Here is a 24,211-nt window from a genome sequence, read left to right as displayed (position 1 = left end):
CGGCCGGTGGCATCAGCGCCCGGCCTGTGTCACAGCCCAGCTCAACGGCACTGACAAATCCAAACGCCAACGACATCGGCTCGATGTCACGGGTTGCCTGCCTGGGGCGGTGTCACGAGTGCCGGCGCCGCCCCGCTGGGCCGTGGCCTGCGCTGTGAGCGGGTTGTGAGACGGCCGTGGCCCAATCGGTACCGCCGCGCCGCCGTGGCATCGCGGCTTTGCCGAATCGGCGGTCATCTTCGACAGGGGGAGTTGTGACATGAGCCTGCCCGCCGCCACCGACTGGCCAACCTCGCCTCTCGCAGCCGCAGACGCCGCCTTCACCGCGCTGACCGGCGAGCCAGCACCCTTGACGCTCGACCTAGACACCTGCGGCGTGCCCGACGCATCCGGGTCGGGCGTCATGACACTGCCGGCGCTGCGCGACTGGCTCCTGCGTCACCCTCAGGCATACGCGCTACGCGACAGCGTGTGGCGGGAGCTGATCCGCCGGGCCCGCTTGGACGGGCCGGCGTGGGTGATCGCCGCAGTCGGGATGGCCATGCCCGCCCTGCGCCGTTACGCCGGCCAGTTGTGCGCCGGCTACGACGGCGACCCCGACGACATCGACGCCGAGATCCTCACCGGATTCCTCACCGCCCTGCGCGACCGCGTCGACCTGACCCGCGACGCCCCGTACGCGGCGCTGTGCCGGGCGGCGTGGCGCGCCGGGCACCGGCTGCGCCTGCAGGCCGGCGAGTACACCTCGATCGCCAACGTCGACCACCTGCCCGGCCCTCGCACCCCCAAGGTGCCCTACGGACACCCCGACGTGCTCGTGCGCCGCGCCGTCGGCTTGGGCATCCTCGACCCGGACGACGAACAGCCCTACATCGACGTGCGGCTCGCACGGCGGGCGATCGAGCCGATCGCCGCCGGACTCGGCATCACCGCCGACGCCCTACGCATGCGTCTGGGCCGCATCGACACCCGCATCGCCGACGCACTGCACAGGGGTCTGCTCACCGGCACCGCCTCCCCGCACGCCGCCGCAACCCTCGCCGCGCAAGCCGAACACCGAGCAGCCACTCGCGCCGGCCGTGCCACCACTAGCCGACCTCACCTCGTGTGCGAAGCCGGGGCGGCCGCCTGAGGCGTCCACTGGCACGGCCCTGCCTGACCGACCCGAACTCGCAACACCCGCCGGCGCCCTCACCCTCTCAGGTGAGGGCGCCGCCGCATGTTCCCACCGCACAGCAGCCGAACGCCACACCCCGCCCCGGCCCAGCCGGGTTGAGCGGGCGCACGCCACTGGAGCAAACGGCGGGGCGCTCGCGACCCCCTCACCAGCCCAGTACCGCTATACCGCCGCTGACCTGCGATGTGAGCGCAACGAACGCCTGACCGTGAGCGCTTGCGAGCCGCTGTGAGAACCGGGGGCGTTCGTCAGAGCACACAACCGCCGGTTTGGGGGTGTCAGCGCACTACCCGCGCGGCGCGGAGCCGACATCCAGATGAGCGAGCACACGCCGCAGCACCACCACGACCCCGCCCACCCCGTCGACCCGCATGTCGACCCGACCCTCATCGACCTGGTGGCCGGTGACCCGCCGGTCCCGGTCACCGTGTGGCGCACCGCCCGCACGGACTCCGACACCGGCCGCGCGATCGGCGCCCGGCTGGCCTACCGGCTCGTGGCCGCCTACAGCCGCCCCGGCGACGCGGTCATCGACCTCACCACGGACCACGCCCTCACCAGCGCCTGCGCCACGGGTGGGCGCCGACACCATCCGGGCTGGTTCACCGATGCGTCCAGCCTGATTATCGGCCCGCCGACCCGCCCCGACTCGGCCGCCCAGTTCGACGACGGCGACCTGCCGGACACGACCGCTTGGTTCGGTGACGACCTCACCGACGCCGACCTTCCCCCGTCCAGCAACCCGGCTGTCCCTGTACCCGACGGCGCGTCCCTGGCGGAGGCGACCAGCCTGGTCGTGGCGTGCTGGCCCCTCGACACCGCCGACGCGACCAACCGCATCCGACTGGCGTGGCTGTTGACCGCGTGCGCGCGGCTGCTGCGACCCGGCGGCTGCCTGATCCTCGTCGTCACCGCCCCCGCCAGCCCGGCCGCCCCGCAGGACTTCACCCCCGTCGTGCAGGCGGCCGCCAGCGTCGGGCTGGGCTACCTGCAGCACATCGTCGCCGTCACCGCCGACACGTGCGGCGACGCGTTCGTCTACCACGTCACCGACGAGGAACTCCTCGCCCTCGCCACGCAGGCCGAGCAGCCGTGGACGGTGGCGCACCTGCGGGTGCACGCGGACCTGCTGGTGTTCACCCACCACCAGGCACCGACGCCACAGCCGAAACCGCGCTCGGGGGGCGGTCGCCGTGGCTGAGCACCTGCCCTTCCCCGCCGACCCGAACCAGCCGGCAAACCCGGCCGAGGACACCCGCCCCGGCAGGCGCCACCTCTACGAGGGCCGCCACCGCGACACCGGCGGACGCCACCGCGCGCCGGGCGGACCGGAGGGCCTGTCAGTGTGGGCGACCGCCCAGCGGACCGGGCCGGTGCAGCGCCGCGGCCGCTACGTGGCCGAGTCCGTCAAACACCCCGCCCGGATGCTGCCCGCGATCGCCGCACACGCCATCGCCGCCTACACCCAGCCCGGCGACCTGGTCCTCGACCCGATGTGCGGAATCGGCACCACCCTGATCGAAGCGATCCACGCGCGCCGCGACGCGATCGGGGTGGAGTACGAGCCGCGCTGGTCGAACATCGCCGACGCCAACATCACCCACGCCCAGCAACAGGGCGCCGGCGGCCGGGCCTCCGTGGTCCGCGGCGACGCCACCCGCCTGCGATCGCTGCTGCCCGCCGCCCTCACCGGGCAGGTCGCCCTGGTCGTCACCTCACCGCCGTACGGGCCCACCGTTCACGGCCTCGTCCGACCCGGCGCCGACGGGGTGGCGAAGTTCGACAACGCCTACAACGACGGCACCGACAAGGGAAACCTCGCCTACCGGGACCTCACCGGTCTCACTGATGGGTTCGAGCAGATCCTTTCCGGGTGCGCGGTGCTGCTGCGCCCCGGCGGCACCGTGGTGGTCACCGCCCGTCCGTGGCGCAAGAACGGCCAGCTCGTCGACCTGCCCAGCGCGGTCATCGCCGCTGGTGTCCGCGCGGGCCTCATCCCGACCGAGCGGTGCGTCGCGCTCCTCGCCGCGGTCCGCGACGGGCGGCTCGTCGCCCGGCCGTCGTTTTTTCAACTTCAAGCCGTGCGCAAGGCCCGCACCGTCGGCACCCCGCTGCACCTGATCACCCACGAGGACGTGCTGATCTTCCGCCGGCCGGAACTACCCGCGGAGGTCGCCGATGACTGACGACCACCGCTGGGCGCCAACGTCCGCACCGGTGCGCGGGAGGTGGCGTGAGTGACCACGTTCCCGGGCCGCGGATCGGATCGCTGTGCACCGGATACGGCGGCCTCGACTTGGCCGTCGAACTGGTGCTCGGCGGCCAGCTCATCTGGTACGCCGAAACCGACCGACACGCCCGCACCGTCTGCGCCCACCACTGGCCGCACGTGCCCAACCTCGGCGACATCCGCACCGTCGACTGGACCCGCGTCCCACCCGTCGACGTCCTCACCGCAGGCTTCCCCTGCCAGGACATCTCCAACGCCGGCAAACGCGCCGGCATCACCGGACCCCACTCCAGCCTGTGGCACCACATCACTACAGCCCTTCGCGTCCTTCGACCCCCACTCGTGTTCGTGGAAAACGTGGCCGCCCTCCGCAGACGCGGACTCGACGTCGTCCACGCCGACCTGGCCACGCTCGGGTACGACACGAGCTGGCTATGCCTACGCGCATCCGACATCGGCGCCGCCCACCGACGCGACCGGCTGTTCCTGCTCGCCACCCGAAGCGGGGGAGAGGCTGCGGACGCTGCCCACACCCTGCGCCCGTGACGGCAAGGGGCCAGGCCACCAGCACGGACTGCCCGACGTCATCGAACCCCACGGCACCCGGCATAACCTTCTACCGACCCCACGCGCCAGCGACACCGGCACCTCAGGCCGTCGCGCCGGCACAAACTTCCGGCCGCCCCTGTCACAAGTACTGCTGCCCACCCCGCGTGCCACCGACGGGCAGAAAGGCTGCCCAGGGCAACGGGGCTCGCACGGGGACCTCACCCTGCCGTCAGCGGCCGTGCGCTGCGTACCACATCACCTACCGACGCCCCGGGCCTCCGACGCGCACGGCCCCGGCCGCCACGGCGACGGCAGCGCGGACCTGCGCACCACCGTCGCCCAGCTCACCAGCGGAAGCCTCGGCACACTCGACGAGACCACCTGGGGGATCTACGCCCCCGCGATCGCCAGCTGGGAAATACTGATCGGCCGGCCCGTCCCCGCACCCACCCAACCCGGGCAGCACGGCAAACCCGTCCTCGCGCCGCCGTTCGTGGAATGGCTCATGGGCCTACCCGAACACTGGGTCACCAACCCCACACTCGGACTGCCCCGCACCGCCGCGCTGCGCGTCCTCGGCAACGGCGTCGTCCCCGCCCAAGCGGCAACCGCCCTCCGCCTCCTGCTGCGCCGCCACCACTGAACCCTGCCGCACCACACGGCTCTTCGCGGACGGCCCCACGCTGCCCGCGAAGAGCCACCCGTGCTGGCCCAGGCCCCGTCACCCACCTCGACTCGAGGAAGCCGCATGCAATCCACCCCGCCTCGACCCCAACGCCGGCTACCGCCACCCGCGCCCCCACCCGCCCACGTAACCGGTCACAGCGACGACCAAGAACCGCGTCTCTACACCCCGTCAGAAGCCGCAGCACGAATGCGCGTCACGGAATCCTGGCTGCGCCGCCGCGCCGGCCGCCGCCAGATCCCCTGCACCTTCCTCGGCAAGCACCTGCGCTTCTCCGCCGCCGACCTCGCCGCCATCATCGCCGCCGCCGCGGAACCCGCCACCGGACGGCGCCCCACCCGGCGACGCCCACGACCGCCTACCACCACCGACTTGCCCCACGCCGGAAGTCACGCGTCCATCACCGACGCACCGCACACGAACCGATCGGAGGAATAGCCATGGCCTGGGTGGAAAAGCGCGGCACCAAATTCCGCGTCCGCCTCCGCATGCCCGACGGCACCGTCACCACCGACTCCGTCCACGACGTACGCGCCGACGCCGTCATCCGCGCCAAAGAGATCGACGTGGAAGTCGCCCGCGACACCTTCATCGACCCCCGCGGCGGACGCATCCCCCTCGCCGACTGGGTACCCATCTGGCAGTCAACACACCAGGCATCCCCGGCCACCTGGTCGGCCTACCGCAGCCACCTGCGGCTGCACATCCTGCCCGCCCTCGGCCCGCTGTCCCTGGTCGACATCCGCCGCCAACACGTCAAGACGCTCGCCGTCACCCTCGGCAAGCGCCTGTCACCCCGATCCGTCACCGACGTGATCATGGTCCTGTCGATGATCCTCCAGGAAGCGGTCGAAGACCGGCGCATCCCGCTCAACCCCTGCCGCGGCATCCGCATCCCCAAAGGCATCCGCGCCGAACGACCCCACGCCACCGCCGACCAGGTCGCCGCCATCGTCGCCCGCCAACCACGGGCCACCGACGGGTTGATGATCCTCACCGCCGCCTACACCGGCATGCGATGGGGCGAACTCACCGGCCTCCACCGAGACAACCTCGACCTCACCACCGGCAACATCTACGTCCACCCCGACATCGGCGCTCTGCACGAAGTCGAAGGCAAGCTGTACCTCGGCCCACCCAAGACCAACGACTCCGTCCGCCACATCCGCCTACCGCGCTTCCTGACCAACCTCCTCGCCACCCACCTCGCCGAACACCTCCACGACACCGTCTTCCCCGGCGCCCGCGGCTACCACCAACGCCGCTCCAACTTCAACCGCCGCGCCTGGACCCCCGCCGTCACCGGCGACACGAAACGAGAAATCCCGCCGATACTGCCCGGCATGCACTTCCACGACCTGCGCCACACCCACAAGACCTGGCTCATCGAAGACGGCATCCCCGAAATCGCACAAGCCCGCCGCCTCGGACACCGCCTCGCCGGCGTAAGGGGCATCTACAGCCACGTCACCGAGGTGATGATTAGCAACCTCCTGGACGCGCTGCAGCGCCGCTGGGAAGCGACCCAACCCGACGTCCCTGACCCGGTCGTCCGGCGGCTACGCCCGCTGACGCCGGCGACCAAGCAACCGAAGTGCTGGCCAGGCTAGCGGCCCGGGGGTCCACGACCGCCGTGGGTAGCCGCCGGGCTCTGGCCTTGCGCTCGTGCCCCGATCGCTCGGCATGCTGGGGTCGCTCCGGTTAGCCGACACCCGCGGTCACAGCGGGTTCGCTCGGGCCGGCACGCAGACCGGTGTGGGCCGGCTGCCCGGGGCAGATTCCGCGGCTGCACCCCCCACGGCAAGAACGCATACAGGTCGCACGAGTTAGGGCGTGGCATCCTGGCCGTCGCCGGCCACGGGCTCCGAGGCGGCAGATGGAAGCACTCCATCGGGGTTGTCGCCGCTGGAGTTCGTGCTGGCGGCCTGCAGGCCAATGCGGATATCGTCGAGTGAGGCAAGCTCCGCCGTGAACTTATCGGGGTACTCGTCGGCGAGAGAGCGGAGCAGGGCCTGCGACTCGTCGGCTGCGGCCGACGCCTCCGGCAGCTCCCGACCGCACCAGAGCCGGACCGCGGCGAAGCCGCGTAGCGCCCGGGCCAGGTCAAACCGAAAGGCGTCGGGGACGTTTGCGGAGAGCTGGCGGCACATCTGTACGGCGTCCGCAGTGACGACCAGCCCGTCGCTGCAGCGGTGGGTCTTGGCCAGTCCGATGCCCAGGTTGACGAGCGACATGGCTAGGTCGGGCAGGAATGCGTCCGGGTTGGCGGCGGCGAGCCGTCCCCGAATCTGCACGGCTTCGGCAGCCGCCTCTACCGCCGCTTCCGGCTCCCCCAGTGAGGAGGCGAAGGCACCGAGATTTGCAAGCGCCATCGCGAGGTCGGGTTCGTACGTACGGGGATCGGCGGCCGCGAGATCTCGATAGAGCTGCACGGACTCAGCCGTTACCTGCCGGGCCTCCGTTCGGCGACCGGCCTCAAAGAGGCGAACGCCTAGGTTGTCCAGCGTTGCCGCAAGGTTGGGCTGATACGCCCGCGGGTTGTCTGAGGCGAGTCGGCGTAGTACGTGTGCCGCGTCTGCAGTGGCGCGTAGGGCGTCGGCAACCCTACCTACTTCAGCCGCGCGAACCCCGTATAAGCTCAGCGCTTCGGCCAGCTGAGGTTCGTAGGCTAGGGGAGCCATCGCAGCAAGCAGACGCCACGTGCCGACCGCCTCCGCGGTCACCGCCAGGCCTTCGCTCCATCTCCCGACGAACGACAATCGGATCCCCAAGCGGCCCAGCGACTGCGCCAAGTCGGGTCCGAACGCCGCCGGGTTGACCGCCGCGAGGCGGCGGTGTAGCACCACGGCCTCCTGCGACGCCTCCACCGCCTGCTCCCGTCGACCGACGTCGGTGAGGCGGCTACCGAGCTCGTCCAGCGCGAGCGCCAGCTCGTCTTGGTGGCGGGTTGGGTCACGGGCCACCGCCTCTCGGAAAAGCCCCACTGCTTCGCGGCCGACGACCAGCGCTTCCTTCCGCTCGCCAGCATGGCTTAGCCGGATGCCGAGGTTTGCCAATGCCCGCGCCAGGTCAACCTTGGATCGCTCGGGGTCGGCCTCGGCGATCAGTCGCAGGTAGCGCACCCCCTCGACGGTGGCGTCCAAGGATTCGGCCAGCCGGCCCTGATGGCTGAGGTCCACACCCAGACTCTGCAACGCATTCGCGAGGTCGGGCAGGTGGCTGACGTCGGTGCGCACAAGCCGCCGCAAGGTCCCGACTGCTTCTGTGGTAGCGGCGATGGCTTCGGACTGTCGCCCCAGCTTGGAATAGAGGTAGCTGAGCGAGGACAGCGCGCCGGCGAGTTCGGAAGCGTACTCGTCCCCCATGTGGCGGTAGAGGTCCGCCGCCGCGGCCAGCGCGTCGGCGCCTTCGGCATAGCGGCCCGCGTTGCCCAGGCGCTGGCCGGCCTCGTCATGCAGACTGGCGCGGGTGTGGTCGTCGACGGCGGCCCGCAGCCTCGGGCCAGTCAGCCGGCTGGTGATCGCGGCAATGCCGACGTCGAGGTCGAGGTGGCGCCTGGCGGGGAACCGTGCCGCGATCAGGTCTAACACCTCCATCCCGATGTCCTCGATGGCTGCTAGCCCGGTCATCGCGGCGTTGCCTGCCGTCAGGGCGAGTCCGGGGTTCGCCCGCAGCAGCGGGCCGAGGACGCCGGTGGCGATGTGCGGCCAGCGCCGAGCCGTCTCCACTAGGACGGTAACCGCGGACGCAGCCCAAGGTGACGGCTCGTCTGCATCTACCCCGGACAGCAACTTCGCCGCTGCGGTTGTTGCCCACCCGTCCGGAAGGTAGTCGGCTACCGGATGCCCGGGAGTGCTCAGCGCGAGAAAGTCCTCGCCGAGCAGGTCGGGATAGATGGGTTGCAAGGCGGCGGCGGGATCATCCGGCGGATAGCACATGGCGTGGTCGTCTACGACGGAATTACTTGGCTCAACCTGGACGGCGGTGAGCACCTCGACGGCGCGGGCACGAGGCATCGGACCGGTGAGCGTCGCCGTGTAGGCGGCTCGACCGATCATGGCCTGCGCGGTGCCGATCCGCCCGTTGCCATGCAGGGCCTGCCAGTGGGCGTGCTCGCGGTCGAGCAGGTAGGCCGAGATCAGGTCGGGCTCGATAGGCGCGGTCGTTTCCCGCACGTGGGCGTCCACTGCGGCGAGCGCGGCCATATGAATTGTGAGAACCAGTTTCCATCGGTCGCCAGCCAGGTCGGGGACCGGCCACTCGGTCACGTCAGTCACGCCGAGCCGGTCGGCGAAGGTAGCGCACGCCGCGCCGTAAATCGCGGCCCGTCCGGCGATGGTCGGTGCCAGCGGGCCGAGCCCAGTTGCGCTACTGGCCATCCCCGCCTTTGCCAGCTCGTGTCGCAACCCGTGCCACCAGGATCCGGCGGGGCGTGCGACCAGCAGCACTCGAACCGGGCCGGCAACGGGCTGCACCCGCTCGCGGAGCATGGTCAGCAGATGACTGGCTGGCCAGCGCTCCGCGTAGTCGACTACCAGGAGCAGACCGGATTTAGGTCGCCTAGACTTGGCTGCCGGTACCTCGTCCAGGGCCGAATCGTGGCGGGCCTGAACGACCCACCATCCCTCTTGTGTGCTTTGGCGAGCGAACTGGGCGATCAGTCTGCTCTTGCCCTGACCGGCGGGCCGTACACCAACCGCGCGGCCCGCAAGCGTTGCGGATCATCGCGCCAGCCACGCAAGTCGTCGAGCTCGGCTTTTCGGCCCGCGAACGGCAGGAACGCGTAGCGGGCCGCCAAGAGGTGGCTGAGCGACACCCCTGCAGGCACTGCGGGTGGCGACACCGGGAATTCGTCGAGCAGGTAACGGCTGAGGCCGACCGTGATCGGGCCGAGCACCACGCCGGTCACCGCCACCACGGCGGCCTCGGCTTGCACATCACCGGTGCGGTGAGCGCTCACCACCTGAGGGTTGCGGTCCTCGTGATGCCTCACCGCTGCCGGAAGCCCGTCACTGCGTCGCCGTCACCGTCCACCGACCCCGACCGCTGAACGTCGACCTGTGTCGGCACTTCGTCGCCCTGCACGTCTACCCCGGTGACTGCCGTGGCGTTCATCCCAGCACCTGAGCGCTGGACCGAACCAGACCGCCGCACTCGCACCGTCGTCCCGGACCGGCGGGCTTCCGGAGCGCCGCCCAGACCGCAACGCCGAGCCCAGCGATCGCCACCACGGCGGAGAGCACGGCAGCGACCACCGCCACCTGGTCGTGCTGGATCAGCAGAAAGACGACGGCCGCCGCGACCATCATCAGTCCGGTAGCAAATAGAGCCCAGCGGCCACCCGTCATGTCAACCACCCCGCCTAGTAAGCGGCTCGACTCGCTCCGCGGTAAGACTTAAAATCTGTGACGGTCGCGCGCCCGGTGTTCTCATCGAATTGTCCGCCGTGACCGAGTGATTTGTCCCGAGTGCCCGCACCCACCAAGGTCACACCGCCCTAATAAGCGTGCGGTCCTGACTTCCGCCTGCTGCCCGTTTGGCCATGTCGTAGAACTCTCAGGGACCCCTACCCTAATGCGAATGCCGGCATTGCCCCACAGGAGACCATGTCCGGTAGCTGACAACCCTCTACGTGCCTAGGCTGGGCCAGTGCCACCCGTTCATGGCCTTCCGTCCCTTGGTTTTGGCGTCAATGCCGCGCGGCGGCGACCAGCAGGGCAGTACCGGTGAACTCCGCCGATGTGCCCGCCAAGGCTGGGCGAGGCTCATGCGCTGCCGCCGGCGGCCGGAGCGGCGGAGATGTCCAGCAGCGCGCCGGGCCAGGCGAACTCCTCCATCAGGCGTGGCACATCTGCCCAGCGCCACCGGGTTCTCGGTCGAGCCGGGACGGCGCGAGGGGCCCCGAGTACCTCGCGGGCGCGGTCACCTGCCCACCGAGGATCAGGGCTTGGGCGTGCACGACTTGGGCGTGGCTGAGAATGACAGGGTCGCCGGCGGCCTCCGCGTGCCGCACGGCCGCCGGCACATCCGCACGGCCGCCAGCCCATCCGCCCGGGCCGCGCTGACCCGCCCCTCGGTGCACACCGCAGCGCCGGTATCACACAGCAGCCGAGCGACCCGCCCCGGATCGTCAACCGCGACCGTGTCTGCGGCCGTCGACAGGTACGCCTACATGGTCCCCACATGGTCAGAACCCGTCGCCGTAGGAGATCGACGTCGGCTGCGAAGCGGGCGTCGCCTGCCGTGGCGGACGCCCGCTCATACCAGCGGGAAGCCTCGTCCAGCAGCCCGCCGTCGAGCGCGTCGGCGGTGGCGCGAACCAGCCGCTGGGCCCGCCCGCCCTCCCCGGCGCCGAGCTGCGCGGCACGGTAGAGCGTGTGCGCCGCGACGGCCGATGCCGACAGATCCCGCCTCCGCCCGGCGGTCGCCTCGAGCTCGTCGTCCGGCCCGGTGGCGGCGGCCGGCTGGGAGCGGAGGCGGTTGTTACCGTCGCACGAGGAGATCAAGGCGTCGTAGGCCCGGCGGCGTCGCCACCCGCTGGCCCCGTTCTCCACGGCGGTCTGCACCGGCGGATGAGAGAACCGGAGCCGTTCCCGTCGGCGACGATCAGCCCGGCCGCGTCCGCCGGATCCAAAACCGACGCCGGCAGACCGAGCGCCGAGCGCCGTGAGTATCACCGGAAGCTCTGGCGCCGCGGTCAGGGCAAGCACGAGCAGCGCGGTGCGGGCGGCTTCCGGCACGGGGGCGAGCTGATGGATGAGGCGCCGGTCAGGTCGGCCTCAGCGGCAGCGGGTTCCGCAACGGCTTGCCGCCCGCTCGATTCCTCGTTGCCCCCGCTGGGCGACCTCCCGCCAGGACTTTCCGCCTGGTGACCTCTTCGGGAAGACTGAAGTGGTCGGACGTTTGGGGTTATGGGGCGGGTGGGCCTCGGCACCCACGTCGGCTCCCCAGCGAGCCACAACCCGCCAGCTGAATTGGCGCTTATCTCCGCGCTGTGGAGTCCGAGCGCCGAGCGCCGGCTCGACAGCGTCCATACCTTCACTCGGCAGGCGGCGCCAACTGCCAGAGCCGCTGGCAATGCAGAGGCGCAGGGTCCGGCGTGAATGCGCAGGTCATCGAAGGTCCGCAGCGGCCCCGTACTCGGCCGCGGATGCGGCCTTGAGGTCGGACTTGTCGGGCTGCGTGCCGTTGTCGGGCATGGACACGTCATGCCACGGCCGCGATGGACAGAGGCTTATTGTCCGCGATCGAGCTGGAAGACGCAGACTACGTCGTGTACCCGACTTGAGCTTTCGATCCGAGTAGTTGCCATCTAGAAAGGATGTACGCGGGTGCGCCTCTTATCGATCCCGCTAGGCATCATACCTCGTGCCAGGAAGGCTTGAGAGGTGACGTGTGTCATGGATTCTCCCCCCGATCTCGAAGACCCCGAAATCGCGCATGCGGACGAGGACGACGATCCCGAGGGCAACCTCGGAGAGGCTGTTGCGTATGACCTCGGCGTGGACGAGAAAGAAGACGAGGAGTCGGATGACCGACTTGACGCTTCGCCAGGGCATCGGCGCATCGCATTAGACGGATCCCGAATCCAAGCTGAAGTACATCTCGCGCCCGCACTGAGAATCCTGCGAGACGAGATCAATGAACGCTGGCCCCGCCGGGACAAGACATCGGACGGTTGGATCGGGGACGCGGCACACCAAGCCAGAAAGTCGGACCACAACCCGGACACGGACGATAACTCGGTGAACGCGGCGGACTTCGACAAGGACGGCATCGATCCGATCCTGGTTGTCCGTAAAGCCGTCCAACACCCGTCCACGCAATACGTCATCTTCGACCGGACTATCTGGAGCCGGGTACGGGGGTTCAAGCCCGCACGGTACACCGGCGCGAACCCGCACGATAAGCACCTGCATGTCAGCGTGAGTCACACGCCGGCGTTGGAAAACAGCGCACAGGCCTGGGGTATCGCCGCAGCAAGGGTCGAGAGGCTGGGCGATCGCGTTCTCCGAAACGGGAGCGAGGGCGGCGACGTTAGGGAACTCCAGATTCTCGCGAACCAACTCGGCGGAAAGCTCGTGGTCGACGGCGAGTTTGGCAGCAAGACCGAAGCCTGGGTCCGCAATTTCCAGCGATCGAAGAGTCTCGCAGTGGACGGTGTTGTCGGCCCTAAGACAACGAACGCCATTCTCGAGGCGACAAAGCCGAGGCCGAGACCGCGGGACAGAAGCCCGGGCACCCGGACCCTGACCCCAGGCATGACAGGCAAGGACGTCGCGTTCGTGCAGCAGTTCATCGGCGAACGGAGGTGCGGAAAATCAACCGGGGTGTTCGATGACCGCACCGAAAACGGCGTGCGCTGGTACCAGAAGATGCGGGGTGTCGAGGCCGATGGCATAGTCGGCCGAATCACGTGGCGAGAGATGCGCGTGACCACACGCTATTAGCACCGTCACGACGGAATGGCACCTGAGCAGCATTCTGGCGGCCAACGTGGAGACGAGGCCGGTGGCCCGATGTGGACGTTGGAACGTTGTGCTCTGTCGCATGCCGCAATGCTGTGGCCGGCGATTAGCTGGAATCTTGCACCTGGCTGCCATTTGGCCGCCGGGCCCCGCGTGAACTCCCTCATGAAAGAAGTGTTGACGTGGCCTACCAGGACATGGCGCTCCCGCTGGACATCCCGTGGAAACTCGTCGCCGTCAGCCCGGACATGATGGACACTACGTTCGGGAACAAGGCGTACCCGTTCGCGTTCCGATCGTCGCTGGCGATCTCGGCATACGAGCCGGACATCGTCCCGTCGGACGCGGATCCGTGCCCGCGCGGACTGCTGTTCCTCAAGGTGAGCGCCACCATCACGGGGTACCAGGCGACCAAGGAAGAGACCGACCGGGGTTATGTGATCTTTCCCGACGTACCCACAGAACGCCTTACCCAGATCCTCGACGAATACCTGGCGTGCTACGGGGTGATGCTCAACATCGCAGTGTTCCCGCACTCCGACACCATCGTCGAACAGAAGACGACGTGCCTGCGCTTCGATGCTCTGCGGCCTGGCGTCTCGCTGGCCAACCCGTACGTTGACGGCGACGTCAGCTTCGATGTCGATCGTGATCGCAACATGGTCGTCGACTCCTACCCGTCCGGCGGCAACGGCAGCGGGGAACTCGACCTTGGTCAACGCATGGCGGTCACCCTCCCGACAACCGGCCGGGTGACCACGAAGGTAGCCCTGCGCGAGCCCGCGCCGGTGCCGCGCCCGCGCTGCCTCTCTTTCGCCGACGTAACACCCGGCGGTGCTCTGCCGAACCCCTATCCTGCCGGTGACGTGACGTTTGAAGCGCAGCCCGGCAAGACGATGAAGATCGTCGACCAGTACCCAGACACTCCCGACGGGCGGGGCGAGCTGTCCTTCGAGGATGGCATGTCGGTGCGATTGCCGGCCTCCTCCCGGGTGACCGCCCGCCTGGTGTCTGCCAAGGGTGATCCCAAGCCGCGGGCCGTGTCGATGACCGCCTACAGCGCGGGTACTCAGGTCGGCTCCGCGACGACTCCCGCGGACGCGGGTGTGGAGCACGGACTGGAGGTCGCCGGCCAGGGCATCGACCAGGTGGTGTTCTCCGCCGGGCCCAAGGGCGGCCTGCTGCTGGAACTCTGCTGGTACGTCCCCACCCGCCCCGCAGTGGAGGGGGTCACTCTGTACGCGTACCGGGGCGACGAGCTGGTGTCCGCATCAACCAGCCCGAGCGACCTCGGGGTCCCGCATACCCTCGAGGCCCAGGGCGAGGGAATCGACAAAGTGATTCTGGAGTCCCCGGCCGGCAACGCGTCCCTGCTGGAACTGTGCCGTGAGGTCCCGGTCGAGCGCGCGGTCGTCCTCTCCGACTACCCGCACATCATCGACTTCGAGCCGAAGATCCGTGATCTGTACCAGGCGGCGACGCAAAACGGCGAGATCCTCACCGCCTCGGTCTCCGGCGTGAAGACGGACAAGACCCGGGCGCACACCGAGACCACCGAGACCGGCCTGGAGCTGGGTTCGAAGTACACCTCACCGCCGTCGCCGTACGGCCAGGCCGAGGTCAACGGCAAGATCTCCCACAAGTGGGGCACCACCGACCAGGACAGCTTCCAGGTGCAGGCGGATGCCTCGCGCAACAGCCGGGAGACCCAGGGCACGTCCACCAACATCAGCCAGATGTACAACCTGCTGACCGGCTACCACCAGGGCACCAACCGGGCGTCATTCATCATGCTGCCCCGCCCGCACATGCTGCAGCCCACCGACCGGCGCACGTTCGCGCAGGGCCTGCGAATCATCGAGGGCGTGCAGGAATTCTTCCTCGTCGTCGAGCACCCCACCGGCATGCCCGGCCTGTGCGTCGAGGCGTTGCTGGAGACCGGGCACTTTCCGGAGACAGTCACCAAGGAAGAGCCGCCGGCGGAGCAGTGGATCGAGAACACGGAGGAGTTCACCATCTCGCTGCACGCCAACAACGGCGGCGTCGGCGGCCTTGGCGGCGAGACGAAGAAGATCGAGGACCAGCCGACCTCCGTGTACACGATCAGCTCTCCCTGGACCATCGACCGGACCAAGGGCGACCCCAGCCACGGAGGCATCTCCGAGATCGCGAACAACTCAAACAACCAGGCCAACACATCGCTGACCGGCTACGACTACCGGGCCACCTCCGACACCAGCGTGCAGGTTTTCGGCACCATCTACGGGGCGCCGTGGTGGGGTCCCGGCGCCATCTTCAACCGGACGTACCAGGTGCACACCCGCAAGCCGAAGCCGGCCGACGACCAGGGCGGCGGCGGCCCCAAGGTCACCACGAAGTTCCTCATCACCTCACGCTCGCTCTCCACGTGCCTGCGCACTGGCAGCCGCTGCCTTGAGCCGCTCCCACTGCCGCAGGACCGGCTCGTGGCGCGTACCGACTCGGTGGTTGACGAGCAGACGCTGCCCGTCGCCCCGGTGCTGCTCGAGGAGCAGCCCGACCCGATCAGCGGCGGCAGCGCCACCAAGGACCTGCTGCGGCAGATCCACCAGGCGCTCGCCCGCTCGTGGCGGATGCCGTCACGGCGTCCGCCCGGTGTCACCGGCCTGCTGGAAACCGACCACGTCAAGGAACGGATCGCCAGGCTGCTGCCCGAGGACCGCCTGCGGGCGAGGCTGGCCGACACCTCAGTACCCGAGTCCGTGCGCGAGGGCCTGGGCGCGAACACCCCGGTCACCGATGCCCTGGCCCTGCCGCTGCCCGATTTCGCCCGCCGTACCGGCCTGCCGGTCGACGAGGCGGTCAGGGCCCGTCTGACGTTGCTCGGCGACCCCACGGCCACGGAGGAGTGAGGTTCATGCCATTGATCCTGCTGCTCAACGCGTACGTCGATCCCACATCCGGGCACCTGACCGGCACCCACTGGCCGCTGCCGTCCGAGACCGACGAGCAAGATCTGCGCCGACGGCTCAACGACGGCATGGGCACCGGCCAGACCATCGAGGTCTCCGTGCTGCTGCCCGAGACCGACCGGCAGGAAGCGAGCCTGTTGCTCAACGGCTCGCTGCTCACCTCGGTCCTCATCGTCAACGCGCCCGAGCAGTTCGACGACTCAGGCAGCACGCGGGGCAGCACCGGACAGTCGAAAGCCGGCTGAGCCATGCCCGACGCCGAACTCGTCTGCGAGCAGGGCAACGAGGCCGCCGAACGGGTCGAACAGCTGCGCCTCGCCGCCCAGGAGCACTTCCGCCGCGGCGGAGACTCCCCGGCGACCCGAGAGGCGGTACGGCAGTTCGTCAACGCGGTGATCCAGACGTACCCGCAGGACGTCGCCGGGCTGCTCGCCGCGTCGCAGCGGCGACAGCTGCAGACATACCTGGTGGAGGGGTTGGACCTCGGCGCGAGCCTCCCGTCGGTGGACGCCGTGGTCGGCGCGCAGCTGGACGCGTTCGCGGCGCAGGTCGGCATCGCCGGCACCGACCCGGCAACCGGTCAGGTGCAGCGGGCCGCGGACCCGATCGAGATGTTCAGCGGGCAGTTCGTGCACGAGGCGGACGACCTCGTCGTCAAGGGCGCCGGCATGGACTTCCGGTTCCACCGGGTGTACCGCAGCCAGGTCGCGTACCTGGGGCCGCTCGGCCCGTGCTGGGACCACGCCTACAACCTCTGGATCCGGGAGACCGGCGACGACCTGCTGCGCTCGACCGGGACTCTGCGCGAGGACCGCTACACCCGGCATCCCCGGTACGGGCAGGCCGGCTTCTCGTACTGGGTGCCGCCGGACGGGCAGCACGCGACCCTCGGCCCGGCCGCCGACAGCTACCTGCTTACCACGCCGGGTGGGGTGCGCTTCGCGTACCGCCGCGACCCGGCGCGGCCAGACCTGCACCGCGTGGTCCGGATCGCCGACCGGTTCGACAACGCGCTGGAGTTCGAGTACGCCGACGACCGGCTCCGTCGGGTCAGGGTCAACCATCCCGACCGGCTTGTCGCATTCGACTACGACGACGAGGGCCGGCTGACGGTGGTCCGCGACTTCACCGGTCGAGCCTGGTCGTACCGGTACGACGACCTCGGCGACCTCGTCGCCGTAACCACCCCGGCGACCACCCACTTCCCGGCCGGTACGACCACCAGGTACGAGTACTCCACCGCCGCAGTGACCGGTCCCCTGGCGCACAACCTGCTCCGGGTCATCGACGGCGTGGGCGGTGTGCAGGTGGAGAACGTCTACGGCACCAACCCGGGTGAGCTGGACTTCAACCGGGTGGTGCGGCAGCGGGCCGGCGGCGAGTGGCTGCTGACCTACGAGCGGGTCACCAACGTCTTCGAGTACGACTACACCGAGCAGGACAGACCGGCCTCGCGCACGACGCTGGTCGCGCCCGACGGGCACTGGACCCGCCGTGTCTACAACAGTCGGGGCAACCTGCTGCTGAAGGAGGAGAACGGGACCGGGGTGCTGCGCTGGCAGTACCGCTACAACCGGGACGGAGCGTTGGTCGCAGCGGTGAGCCCGGAGGGCCGCCTCACCCAGTACCACTACGGGCGCGACGACTTCCTGCGCGTCGAGGACTCCCACGACGACGACATCGCGACCCACCCCGGGTTGACCGCCCGCCGACGGCGGGCGTTCGGCAACGTGCTCGCCACGGTGCGCCGAGGCCGCGTCTTCCGGCCCGGGGTGCTGGCCCTCACCGGCGGCCCGTGGGGCGACATCTTTCCCGACCCGATGCGGGCCCATTCCGACGACATCGTGGTCAAATGGACCCGCGACCCGGACTACCAGCAGCCGCTGACCGCCTCGGATCCGCGGTACACCGCCTCGGCGGACCCCCGGGCGCCGGAATCGGCCGACTACCACCGGACCCTGGTGCGCTACGAGTACACCGGACCGCCCGGTGACCCGTACCGGCTGCCGACGCTGGTGCGCCGCCCCGCCACCACACAGGCCGACGGCAGCAGCACGCCAGAGACGGTGGAGCGGTTCACCGACCACGACGTGCGGGGCCGCCTGCTGCGGCACGTCGACGCGGCCGGCACGGTCACCGCGCACGTCTACTTCGGGCCCGAGGACGGTGTCCGCGAGGGTTACCTGCAGTCGCAGGTGGCGGATCCGGACACCCTCGCGGTGCGAACCGAGTACGAGGTCAACGACGTCGGCATGGTCACTGCCATCCGCCGCCCCCGGTACGCCGGCGACCCCGAGTCCGCATGCACGACGCGCTTCGAGATCGACGCGCTGGACCGCGTGGTCCGCACGGAAAGTCCCGCGCCGTTCCGCTACCTCACCCGCACCGAATACGACGCGCGGGGCTTGGTGGTACGGGTCGAGCGGGAATTGCGCGACGAGGCGGGCCGGCCCTTGCACGGCGGGGTCGAGGTTCTCACACGGGGGTACGACGAAGCCGCACACCTGGTGGAAGAGTCGTTCGGCGGTAGCAACCCGGCCGGGCACCTGGTCACCCGGTACGACTACGACGCCGCGGGACGGCTGGCGCGGACCACCAGCCCGCGCGGTACCCGGACCATCCGGGTCCACGACGGGCGGGGCCTTGAGATCGCGGTGACCCGAGGCGCCTGCACGCCGGAGGCGTCGACCCGTCGCACCCGGTACGACGGGGACGGACGCCCGGTCGAGGTGCGCTCGCACGAGGGGCGAGTCACCCGGTACGGCTACGACGCGCTCGGCCGCATCACCCGGATCGAGGACGACGCGGGAAACCTGCGCCTGCTCACCCATGACAAAGGCGACAACCTGCTGGTCGAGCGGCTCTTCGGTCGGCGCCCGGACGGTGGCTTCGAGCTGCTGCGGCGCACCGAGTATCGCTACGACGAACGCGGCCGGCGCATCGAGGAGCGGCGAAACCTGTTCCCCGCGCCCCTGCCGGTGGCCGACCCGGCTGGCGCCCACCTCGCCCCGCCCGGACCCGGCACCGTGCTGGCGAACCATACCTTCTACGACGCCCTGGATCGGGCGGTCCGGTTGGACGACGCAGCAGGCGCCGCCAGCACCGTGACCTTCGACGCGTTGGGACGCGAGCGGGTACGCACCGACCCGCTTGGCAACGAGATACGCCAAGACCACGACCCGCACGGCAACGTGCTACGAATCGACGTCGTTGAGCTGGTACGCGACCCGTCGACCGCCGCGGTGACGGGATCCGAGGTGTTCTCCACCTGGTGTGCCTACGACGAGTTGAACCGGCGGGTGCGGACGGTGGACGGCTTCGGCAACGCCACCGAGACCGGCTACGACAGCCGCGACCGGGTGGAACGGACCGTCGACCCGCTGGGCAACGTCCGGCGCAACGAGTACGACGTGTATGGCCGGCTGGTCGCCGAGTCGATCGAACGAACCGCTTCCGGGCTTGGCGGCGGACCTGCGCTTGACCCGATCGTGTGCCGCCGCGAGTACGACCCGGACGGACACGTGGTGACCTTCGTCGACGGCGCGGGCGCCAGGACCGACCAGGACTTCGACGCTCTCAACCGTCGAGTGGCCACTCGCTACGCCGACGGCAGTAGCACCGCGGAAGCCTATGACGGCGACGACCTGCTAAGACGTACCCGGGACGCGAACGGCACCGTGCGACACCGCGCCTACGACGGGCTGGGCCGGCTGATCCGGGTGACCGTCGCCGCGGGAACGCCGGCTGTGGAAGGCGAGCGGTTCGAGTCCTACGGCTACGACGCCGCCGGGGCGGTGGTGGTCGAGGCCAACGACCATTGCCGGATCACCACCTCCCGGGACTCCCTCGGCCGCGCAGTCCAGGAGTGCTGGTCGTTCACCGCCCCGGCGCTCGGCGGGGCCGGTCCGTACGTCCTCGACCGGGGCTTCGACGCCCGGGGCGCGCTGACGGAACTGGGCTACCCTGCCGGCCGCCGGATCGCTGTCGACCGCGACGCGCTGGGCCGGATCACCCGCCTGCGCAGCCTGACCCGCCCCGGTGGTCTGCTGGGCTCGCCCACCCTGCCGGTGCCATACGAGGTAGCGCGCTTCGAGTACCGGGGTACACGGCCGGCCCGCGCCCGCTATGGCAACGGCACCTCCACCGGATACGCCTACGACGGGGTGAACCGACTGGTGGAAATCCGGCACCGGGACGCAACCGGCGACGCGCTGCGCATGCAGTACCTCTACGACGCCGCCGGAGACGTCCGGCTGCGCACCGACCTGGCCGCCGGCCAGGGCGCCGGCGACCGCCTGCGCTACGACTCGATCGGGCAGCTCACCCACGCCGAGCCGGCGGCCGGCATACCCGCGTTCGACCCGGCCGCGTTCGCCCCGCCGGCGAGCCCGCCGCCCGAGCCGGTCCAAGGTCGGCAGGCCGCGATGGACGCGCTGGCCGGCCCGCTGGCCCAAACCCCGCCCACCGCCCGCTGGACGTACGACCCGGCCGGCAGCCGGACCCAGGAACTGCCGCCGGCCGGACCGCCGGTGCCGTACATCAGCAACGCCCTGCACCAGTACACCGAGGTCGGTGGCCACGTCCTGCGCTACGACAGGGCGGGCAACCTCGTCTCCGACGGGACGCGGGAATACCGCTACGACAGCCGACACCTCCTGACCGGCGTCGTCGACTCCGCGACCGGCGCCCGGCTCGTCACATTCCTGCACGACGCCGAGGGGCGACGCGTCGCCGAGCTGCGCGGCGGGACCGCGACGACGATGGTCCTGGACGGCCTCCGGGTGCTAGAGGAGCGGCGGTCGGGGGCGCTCGTCGCCCAGCACGTCTACGGCGGCGCCGAGGAGCGGCCGGTGCAGAGCTGCCGGCCGCTGCAGGACCTGTGGGTACACGAGGACAGCGTTGGCACGCCGCGGCTGCTGACCGACGTGAGCGGCGTCGTGGTCGGCCGAGCCTCGTACGACCTGTGGGGAAACCGGACGGCGGCCAGCGGGACAGCGATGCCAGCCGGCTACGCGGGGCGCCGCTACGACACCGAAGCCGCCGCGTACGACCTGCGCGCCCGCGCCTACTCCCCGGCGCTGGGCCGCTTCCTGCAGCGCGACCCGAAAGGATCCGTGGCCGGCACCAGTCTCTACACGTACGGGCTGAACAACCCGGCGCGTTACGTGGACCTCTTGGGCCTGGAGCCGGGCGAGGCCGGCAAGGCCGTGCGGCACTTCGCCGGCGGCGCGGCCGGCGCCCTGCACAACGTGTACGGCCTGATCGAGATGGGAGTCATCTCCTGGCTGGACATCGCCGGTGTCCCGATGAACGAGGAGGCGCAGCTGAAGCGCGCAGCGGCCGGCGAGTGGTTCCAGAGCCTGTACGGGGCCGTCGACTCCGGCCGGTTCCTGGACTGGGTCGGCGAGGGCCTCACGGAACGCTCGGAGCGGATGCAGGCGCTCGAGGCCCAGGGCAGGCACTTCGATGCCGCAATGGTCTTCGGCGACACCGCCATGAACGCCTACGCGATCGGCCGGGGCACCTACGGCCTCGCGCGCGGCGGCATCAGCTTCGGTCTCGAGGTGCGCCAGTTCGGCTTCCTAGAGGCGAGCAAGGGGCTGGGGTTCTCGCTGGCGTACTGGGCCACCCGCTACAAGGAGCCAAACACCTGGGGCGGCCTCGGCGGGGTCGGCGAGGTGCGCACCGCGGTCGGCCGGGGCTCGCCGTACGAGAACTGGGCCAGCTATGTGGCCCAGCGGGAAATCGGGCAGGCGGTGTTTCGCGCCGAGCAGGCGATCGGCAACGGCGAGGCGGCCACCCACCCGGCTGTCCAGCGGTTCCTGCGGTCCGTGGGCACCGCGTGGGAGCGGGCGAGATACGGCACCGCCGTCAACCGGCTCGTCGACGATGAACTGGCCAACAGCGCGGACCCGATCCTGAGCAACCAGGTCATCCAGCAGGGCGCGTTCGGCCGCAACGCCCGCGGCAACAACATCTTCCCCGACTACCGCATCGCTGCGGGCAACCAAACCGTCATCGACATCACTACCCCTGGAGAAGTTGGCAAGGCGCTGAAATACCCGGCGGGGAACATCCTTGAACCGCTGACCGGCACCGGCCGCACTCTATTCGGGCCGCCCCAGCCGGTCCCGCTCGGAGGCCGCAGCGACCAGTCCTGGAGCACTGGCATCCAAGTCTCGTTCTAATGCGTCGCCCGCGCGATGCCCGCCACAGCGGCACGGCCACCAGTCCCGCATCGGCGTGGTCGCCGAGCCGCGTGGTGGTTGTCGCGCACGGCGCGTGCGACCAGCGCCAAGTCGTAGGCGCTGGTGTACAGACCGGGGCCCCGATGGGCGGCGACAGCTGGCGGCTGGCTCATCCTCTGCTTCCATCGGATCGTCACGACGACACCGGCGAACAGTTCCGAGTGCCATCGGGACGACTTCGCGAAGATCATGCGGGCAATCAAGGTGCGGGGCATGGAAGTCCGTACGGTCGGCGAGGTCATGAGTTGACCGAAGACGTCGTCGCGAGTCCGCAGGTGCCGGAAATCCCGACTGCGCAGGTCAGGCAGCATGATCGTATTCGTGGAGGAGTCCGCTGAGGCGATCGTGTCGGCGGCGAGCTCAGCAGCGGCCCTCTCGCTGGGCCACGGACCGCGCCGCCGGCGGGGTGCGGCTGTAGACGTCCAGGTAGAAGTCGGCTTCGCGGTGGCTGACGGTGCGGGTCAGTTCGGTGCGCCCGGCGAGCTCTCGCTGCACCTCATCGGCGCTGCGGACGTGCTGGGGGACCGGCCACCGCCAATGCACGGTGACCAGGTCGCCGCCGGGGGCCAGCGAGGTGATGGTCTGGTCGATCAGCCGACCGGCCCGGAGGTCGTCGAAGTAGTAGATCAGCTCGGACAGCACGATGAGGTCGAATTGTTCCTCCGGCCAATCGTCGGGTACCTGGCCGCGAGCGACGCGGACGTGCGGGCATGCGCCGAGCCGCTCGGCCGCCGTTGTTGCGGCGGATTCGACGGCGTCCACGGCCAGCAGGCGATCGCAGCGTGCCGCCAGCAGGTGGGTGAGCATCCCGGTGGAGCATCCGGGCTCGAAGGCGGACCGGTACCTTCGCCGGGGCAGGCTCGCCACGGTCAGCGCATGTTTCCGCTGGTCGTACCAGCTGTCGGTGAAGTTCCACGGGTCCTCGGCGGCGGCGTAGAGACCCTCGAAGTAGTGCAACGGCGTACTCACGCGAACACCACCTCGTACGGGCGGGCGAATTTGGCCAGGACCGATGGGGGCAGCACCGGTCCGTCGCCCGGACCCGGGCCCAGGGCGGCGATCTGACTTCGGAAGGCCGCCACGGCCCGTGCCTTCGCGGCCTGCGCCTCTCCCGGCAGATCGACCCGGTGGGCCCGGTGCCAGGGCACCCGCGCATCGCCGGGCTCGGCCCAGTGCCAAGCCCAGATCGGGTATTCCAGCAGCACGGCGTTCGTCGCCCGGCACGCCGCGGCGGCGGCGCGGCCGGCGGCCTCGTGGTCCGGGTGCCCGTCGGAGGCCCAGGTGGCCAGGCACCATCGACCGGCGGTGAGCCGCTCCGCGAGCTGTGCGGCGAGGGCGTCTTCGTCGATGTCTCCGTCCGGATGGCCCAGGCGGTGCACGTCGGCCCGCAGCCCCAGCCGGAGCAGCGCCTCGGCGGTCTCGGCCCGGCGGATCGATGCGAGGTCCTCCAGGCGGTGGACCGCGGAGTCGGGATGCGACGCCTCGCCGTCGGTCACCGCGACCACCTCGGCCGCGCCGGCCAGGTTCAGTAGTCCGCCGACGCCGAGGACCTCGTCGTCCGGGTGCGGCGCCACCACGAGCGGCGCGGCGGTCGGCAGGGGCAGCTCGGGCCAGGTCGCGATCGTCGGCCATGATCGCCACAGCGACTCGTCGGTGCCGGTGCCGGTGAGCAAGCCTCCCATCGATCAAAGATCTCGCCGGCATGTCACCCGGCCGTGGCCGTGTCGTCACCGCAAGCCGGGAGCCGGGAGCCGCAAGCCGGGAGCCGGGAGCCGGGTGCCGGGAGCCGGGAGGCGGGAGGCGGGAGGCGGGAGCCGAGCCGGGAGCCGACTACCGACTGTCGGGGCTGCGACAGCATGCTTCCTCCGGTGCGGCGGCTGGTGTCTGCTGCGAACGTCGAGAG

The 24,211-nt window shown here is 70.2% G+C and carries 17 protein-coding genes; 11 read left to right on the top strand and 6 right to left on the bottom strand.

The window, feature by feature from the left end; translation table 11 throughout:
* Positions 1–259 precede the first annotated feature (259 nt).
* From ACFYOS_RS12715 to ACFYOS_RS12685, 7 genes are all read left to right on the top strand, one after another.
* Positions 260–1,132: a hypothetical protein gene (locus tag ACFYOS_RS12715; protein WP_387139383.1), complete on the top strand. Its 873-nt coding sequence runs from the start codon at positions 260–262 to the stop codon at positions 1,130–1,132.
* A gap of 361 nt (positions 1,133–1,493) precedes the next feature.
* Positions 1,494–2,378 (top strand): hypothetical protein, encoded by an 885-nt coding sequence (locus ACFYOS_RS12710; protein WP_387139380.1) that lies wholly within the window; start codon positions 1,494–1,496, stop codon positions 2,376–2,378.
* Positions 2,371–3,363 (top strand): DNA methyltransferase, encoded by a 993-nt coding sequence (locus ACFYOS_RS12705; RefSeq protein WP_387139378.1) that lies wholly within the window; start codon positions 2,371–2,373, stop codon positions 3,361–3,363. The genes ACFYOS_RS12710 and ACFYOS_RS12705 overlap by 8 nt, the downstream gene beginning before the upstream one ends.
* 47 nt (positions 3,364–3,410) lie before the next feature.
* Positions 3,411–3,953, top strand: a complete 543-nt coding sequence (locus tag ACFYOS_RS12700; protein ID WP_387139375.1) for a DNA cytosine methyltransferase — start codon at positions 3,411–3,413, stop codon at positions 3,951–3,953.
* A 241-nt stretch (positions 3,954–4,194) separates the two neighbouring features.
* Positions 4,195–4,599, top strand: coding sequence for a hypothetical protein (locus tag ACFYOS_RS12695; RefSeq protein ID WP_387139373.1), 405 nt, complete (start codon positions 4,195–4,197; stop codon positions 4,597–4,599).
* A 105-nt stretch (positions 4,600–4,704) separates the two neighbouring features.
* On the top strand, positions 4,705–5,079 hold the full coding sequence (locus tag ACFYOS_RS12690; RefSeq protein ID WP_387139370.1) for a helix-turn-helix domain-containing protein: 375 nt from the start codon (positions 4,705–4,707) through the stop codon (positions 5,077–5,079).
* A gap of 2 nt (positions 5,080–5,081) precedes the next feature.
* Positions 5,082–6,251 (top strand): tyrosine-type recombinase/integrase, encoded by a 1,170-nt coding sequence (locus ACFYOS_RS12685; RefSeq protein WP_387139367.1) that lies wholly within the window; start codon positions 5,082–5,084, stop codon positions 6,249–6,251.
* A 216-nt stretch (positions 6,252–6,467) separates the two neighbouring features.
* On the opposite strand, the gene ACFYOS_RS12680 is transcribed toward ACFYOS_RS12685, so the two are convergent.
* The 3 genes from ACFYOS_RS12680 to ACFYOS_RS12670 all read right to left on the bottom strand — a co-directional run bounded on the left by ACFYOS_RS12680 (position 6,468) and on the right by ACFYOS_RS12670 (position 9,989).
* A complete protein-coding gene (locus ACFYOS_RS12680; protein WP_387139364.1) occupies positions 6,468–9,131 on the bottom strand; it encodes a tetratricopeptide repeat protein in 2,664 nt (887 codons plus the stop codon).
* A gap of 167 nt (positions 9,132–9,298) precedes the next feature.
* Positions 9,299–9,601 (bottom strand): hypothetical protein, encoded by a 303-nt coding sequence (locus ACFYOS_RS12675; RefSeq protein WP_387139361.1) that lies wholly within the window; start codon positions 9,599–9,601, stop codon positions 9,299–9,301.
* 151 nt (positions 9,602–9,752) lie between these two features.
* Complete coding sequence (locus ACFYOS_RS12670) at positions 9,753–9,989, bottom strand: hypothetical protein (protein WP_387139358.1); 237 nt, start codon at positions 9,987–9,989, stop codon at positions 9,753–9,755.
* Between the two features lie 2,052 nt (positions 9,990–12,041).
* On the opposite strand from ACFYOS_RS12670, the gene ACFYOS_RS12665 reads away from it, so the two are divergent.
* From ACFYOS_RS12665 to ACFYOS_RS12650, 4 genes are all read left to right on the top strand, one after another.
* Entirely contained in the window at positions 12,042–13,091 is a 1,050-nt protein-coding gene (locus ACFYOS_RS12665) for a peptidoglycan-binding protein (protein WP_387139355.1), read from the top strand.
* Between the two features lie 200 nt (positions 13,092–13,291).
* Positions 13,292–16,000: a hypothetical protein gene (locus ACFYOS_RS12660; protein ID WP_387139352.1), complete on the top strand. Its 2,709-nt coding sequence runs from the start codon at positions 13,292–13,294 to the stop codon at positions 15,998–16,000.
* A 5-nt stretch (positions 16,001–16,005) separates the two neighbouring features.
* Entirely contained in the window at positions 16,006–16,305 is a 300-nt protein-coding gene (locus ACFYOS_RS12655; protein ID WP_387139349.1) for a hypothetical protein, read from the top strand.
* Positions 16,306–16,308: 3 nt separating this feature from the next.
* Positions 16,309–22,248: an RHS repeat-associated core domain-containing protein gene (locus tag ACFYOS_RS12650; RefSeq protein ID WP_387139346.1), complete on the top strand. Its 5,940-nt coding sequence runs from the start codon at positions 16,309–16,311 to the stop codon at positions 22,246–22,248.
* Here the strand turns inward: ACFYOS_RS12650 and ACFYOS_RS12645 are convergent.
* Genes ACFYOS_RS12645 through ACFYOS_RS12635 form a run of 3 tightly spaced genes read right to left on the bottom strand, consistent with a single transcriptional unit; the run spans position 22,245 to position 23,990 of the window.
* Positions 22,245–22,619 (bottom strand): hypothetical protein, encoded by a 375-nt coding sequence (locus ACFYOS_RS12645; protein ID WP_387139343.1) that lies wholly within the window; start codon positions 22,617–22,619, stop codon positions 22,245–22,247. The two genes, ACFYOS_RS12650 and ACFYOS_RS12645, sit on opposite strands and share 4 nt — an antisense overlap.
* 49 nt (positions 22,620–22,668) lie before the next feature.
* Positions 22,669–23,277, bottom strand: coding sequence for a class I SAM-dependent DNA methyltransferase (locus tag ACFYOS_RS12640; protein WP_387139340.1), 609 nt, complete (start codon positions 23,275–23,277; stop codon positions 22,669–22,671).
* Positions 23,274–23,990: a PIG-L deacetylase family protein gene (locus ACFYOS_RS12635; RefSeq protein ID WP_387139337.1), complete on the bottom strand. Its 717-nt coding sequence runs from the start codon at positions 23,988–23,990 to the stop codon at positions 23,274–23,276. Before ACFYOS_RS12635 ends, ACFYOS_RS12640 begins: the two co-directional genes overlap by 4 nt.
* Positions 23,991–24,211 lie beyond the last annotated feature (221 nt).

It is taken from the genome of Micromonospora sp. NPDC005806, from assembly GCF_042871425.1.
Classification (GTDB): domain Bacteria; phylum Actinomycetota; class Actinomycetes; order Mycobacteriales; family Micromonosporaceae; genus Micromonospora.
This window is presented reverse-complemented; position numbering and strand designations above follow the sequence as displayed.